This window comes from Dactylosporangium sp. NPDC005572 (genome assembly GCF_040605515.1).
Taxonomy (GTDB): domain Bacteria; phylum Actinomycetota; class Actinomycetes; order Mycobacteriales; family Micromonosporaceae; genus Dactylosporangium.
Genome location: NZ_JBEXCY010000395.1, coordinates 1 through 4,503, shown reverse-complemented (window position 1 = coordinate 4,503; position 4,503 = coordinate 1). Strand labels below are relative to the sequence as shown.

The 4,503-nt window shown below is 75.1% G+C and carries 1 protein-coding gene; it reads left to right on the top strand.

What is annotated here, in order from left to right; genetic code table 11:
- On the top strand, positions 1-4,503 hold a 4,503-nt coding region (locus ABZS66_RS60675; RefSeq protein WP_354773940.1), incomplete at both ends, for an SDR family NAD(P)-dependent oxidoreductase.

Here is a 4,503-nt window from a genome sequence, read left to right as displayed (position 1 = left end):
CCGCGATCTCCTCATTCGGCATCTCCGGCACCAACGCCCACCTCATCATCGAGGAAGCCCCGCCCGCGGACTCGATCCCGGACCCGATCCCGGACAGCACCCTGCCCCTCGTCGTATCAGGCCGCACCGAGGAAGCGGTACGCGAGCAGCGCCGCCGCCTCGCCGCGCACCTCCACGAGCACCGCCGGCTCGACGTGGCCCACACCCTCGCCCGGCGCACGCACTTCGAGTACCGCACAGCGCTCGACCTCGACGACATCGTCCACACCCCGAACGAACCGCCACCGCTGGTCTTCCAATGCTCCGGCCAAGGCTCCCAACGCACCGGCATGGGCCGCGAACTCTACGACACCTACCCCGCCTTCGCCGCCGCGTTCGACGAGGCCCTCGCCCTACTCCCGGCCGGCCTACGCGACATCATGTGGGCAAACCCCGACAACCAACTCCACCAGACGGGCAACACGCAGCCGGCCCTGTTCGCGTTCCAGGTCGCTCTCGGCAGGCTCCTGACCCACCACGGCATCCGGCCGACTGCCTACATCGGACACTCCGTCGGTGAAATCGCAGCCGCCCACCTGGCCGGCATTCTTTCGCTGCAGGACGCCGCAACCCTGGTCACCGCCCGCGCCACCCTCATGCAAAGCCTCCCACCGGGTGGGGCCATGGCCGTTGTCACCGCCACCGAAGCCGACATCACGCCGCTGCTCACACCCGGCGTCGCCATCGCCGCCATCAACACCCCCACCTCCCTCGTCCTCTCCGGCGACGCCGACGAACTCAGCGCCATCACCGGCAACGCGAAGACCCTCAAGGTCAGCCACGCGTTCCACTCACCACTGATGGAACCGATCCTCGACCAATTCCACGCCATCGCCGCAACCCTCACCTACCACCAACCCCACACACCGCTCACCACCAACGGCGACCCCACCACACCTGAGTACTGGACCCAGCATCTACGCGGCACCGTCCGCCACCACGACAACCTCCAACAGCACACCGGCGCCGTCCTCCTCGAACTCGGACCCGACACCACCCTCACCACCCTCGCCGCCGAACACACCACAATCCCCACCCAGAACCCGAACAAAACAGACACCTACACGACCGCCATCGCCCGCCTCCACCAACACAACATCCCCATCAACTGGGACAACCTCCTCCCACCCGGCGGCCGGCACGTGGCCCTTCCCACCTACCCGTTCCAGCACGAGCAGTACTGGCTGCGGCCCGCCGCCACCGGCGGAGTCGCCGCCGCCGGCCTGGATGCCACCGAGCACCCGCTGCTGCCCGCCACCACCGAACTGCCCGACGGCGGCCACCTCCTCACCGGCCGGCTCAGCCCCCGCACCGACCCGTGGCTGGCCGAACACACCGTCGACGGCACCCCCGTCGTCCCCGCCGCCCTGCTCCTCGAACTGGCCGCGCTGGCCGGGCGGCGGGCCGGCACCCCGCACGTCGCCGACCTCACGCTGCCCGCACCGCTCGTCGTCGACGGCGACGGCGACATCCGGCTGCAGGTCCACGTCGGCCCGGCCGACGACCACGGGCGGCGCGAGGTCACCGTGCTCTCCGCGGCCGCCGAGCGCCCCTGGACCCGCCACGCCGAGGGACACCTCACCGCGACCGCCCAGGCCGTCGCCGCCCCGGCCGGTCCCGCGCCCACCGCGGAGATCGAGGCGCACGGCGAGCGCGTCGGCATGCTGATCGAGGCCGCGCTGCAGCGGTGGCCCGCCGACGACGCCCGGCTCCCGGTCCGGTTCGAGGGCACGACGATCGACCCGTTCGCGGGCGACGGCCCCGTCCGCCTCCACCTCACCGCCGACCACCGGCGGCCCGACACCGCGACCGTCGTCGTCACCGGCCCGGACGGCGCCACGATCGCGGCGACCACCGTCACCCGGGCGCCCGTCGAGCCGGGCCGGCTCGCCGCCGCCCACCCCGCCTACGCCGTCGACTGGGTGCCGGTCGACGCGGCCCCCGCGGACCTCACCGGCTGGGAGGAGCCCGACCGGATCATCGCAGCCCTCCCCGAGGACGGCGGCCTGCACGAGCTGACCGCCTGGACCCTCGCCCTGCTCCAGCGGGTCGTCGCCGCGCAGTCCCGGCTGATCCTGCTGACCCGCGGCGCCGTCGCGACCGGCGCCGACCCCGCGCCGGATCCGGCCGCGGCCGCCGTCTGGGGCCTGGTCCGCTCGGCGCAGTCCGAGCATCCGGGCCGCGTCACGCTCGTCGACCACGACGGCGACTGGACCGGCCTCACCCTCGACGAGCCGCAGCAGGCGATCCGCGCCGGCCGCGTCCTCGCGCCCCGCCTCGCCCGCGCGACCGACAGCGACGCCGAGCCGATCGTCCTCGACCCGGACGGCACCGTCGTCGTCACCGGCGGCACCGGCGCCCTCGCCCGGGCCGCGGCCCGGCACCTCGCCGCCCGGCACGGCATCCGCCGGTTCGTCCTGGCCGGCCGGCGGGGCCCCGACCACCCGGCCGCCGCGGGCATCGTGGCCGACCTTGCCGCCCTCGGCGCGCAGGCGCGTGTCGTCGCCCGCGACGTGAGCCGCCCCGACGAGGTCCGGGCGCTGCTCGACGGCGTCGACGGGCCGATCGCCGCGGTACTGCACACGGCCGGCGTCACCCGCGACGCGACCCTGACCGCGCTCACGCCCGAGCGGCTCGACGAGGTCCTGGCGGGCAAGGCCGACGCCGCCCGGCACCTCGCCGAGGCGCTCCCGGACGGGGTACCGCTGGTGCTGTACAGCAGCATCGCCGGCGTCATCGGCACGCCCGGCCAGGCCAACTACGCCGCCGCCAACGCCTACCTCGACGCCCTCGCCCGGCACCGCCCCCGCACCGTGTCCCTCGCCTGGGGCATGTGGAGCGGCGACGACTCCCTCACCGGCGCCCTCACCGCGCAGGACCGCGACCGGCTCGCCCGCTTCGGCGTCGTGCCGATGACCGACCGGTACGCCCTCGACCTGCTCGACCAGGCCCTCGCGGCGGGCTCCGCGCACCGGGTGACGGCGCGGCTGGGCCTGGCCGCACTCCGGCGCAACGGCGACGCGCTGCCGCCGCTGTTCCACGGCCTCGTCCCGCCGGCCACGGCCCGCGCGGCGTCGCTCAGCGAGCGGCTGGCCGGCCTCGACGCCGATGCCCGCCTCGATCTGCTGTTGCGCACCACCCGCACGAGCACGGCCGCGGTCCTCGGGCACGCCGGCGTCGACGCGATCCGGCCCGACCGCCCGTTCAAGGACGCCGGCTTCGACTCGCTGACGGCGCTGGAGCTGCGCAACCGGCTCGCCGAGGCGACCGGGCTGGACCTGCCGAACACGCTCGTCTTCGACCACCCGACGCCGTACGCCGTCGCCGAGCACCTCCGCGACGCGTTCGGCACCGCCGGGACCACCGGCGCCGGGCCGGCACCGGTGGCTGTGACGGCCGCGGCCGGGCACCACGGCGACGGGCCGATCGCGATCGTCGGCATGGCCTGCCGGTACCCGGGCGGCGCCGACACCCCCGACCGCCTGTGGCGACTCGTCGCCGACGGTGCCGACGCGATCAGCACGTTCCCGACGAACCGCGGCTGGGACCTCGACGAGCTGTACGACCCCGACCCGGAGGCGGCGGGCCGCTCCTACGCCCGCCACGGCGGCTTCCTGCACGACGCCGACCGGTTCGACCCGGCGTTCTTCGACATCACGCCGCGGGAGGCCCTGGCCATCGACCCGCAGCAGCGGCTGCTGCTGGAGACCGCGTGGGAGGCCCTGGAGGACGCCGGCATCGACCCGGCGACCGTGCGCGGCAGCCTCACCGGGGTCTTCGCGGGCGCCTCGGCGCAGCATTACGGCGGCGAACTCGGGCAGGGGCCGGCCGGGACCGAGGGGTACCTGCTGACCGGCACCGCGGGCAGCGTCGCCTCCGGCCGCATCGCCTACACGTTCGGCCTGCAGGGCCCGGCGATGACGATCGACACCGCGTGCTCGTCGTCGCTCGTGGCGATCCACCTGGCGGCGCAGGCGCTGCGGTCCGGCGAGTGCACGCTCGCCCTGGCCGGCGGGGTCACGGTGATGGCGAGCCCGTCGGCGTTCGTCGAGTTCTCCCGCCAGCGCGGCCTGGCCCCGGACGGGCGCTGCAAGCCCTTCGCCGCGGCGGCGGACGGCACCGGCTGGGGCGAGGGCGCGGGCATGCTGCTGCTGGAGCGGCTCGCCGACGCGCAGGCGAACGGGCACCCGATCCTCGGGGTCGTGCGCGGTACCGCGGTCAACCAGGACGGCGCCAGCAACGGCCTGACCGCCCCGAACGGGCCCGCCCAGGAGCGGCTGATCCGCCAGGCCCTGGCGAACGCGGGCCTGGCCGCCGCGGACGTCGACGTGGTGGAGGCGCACGGCACGGGCACGAAGCTCGGCGACCCGATCGAGGCGCAGGCGATCCTCAACACCTACGGCCGGGAGCGGACCCCCGACCGGCCGCTGCAACTGGGCTCGATCAAGTCGAACATCGGCCACA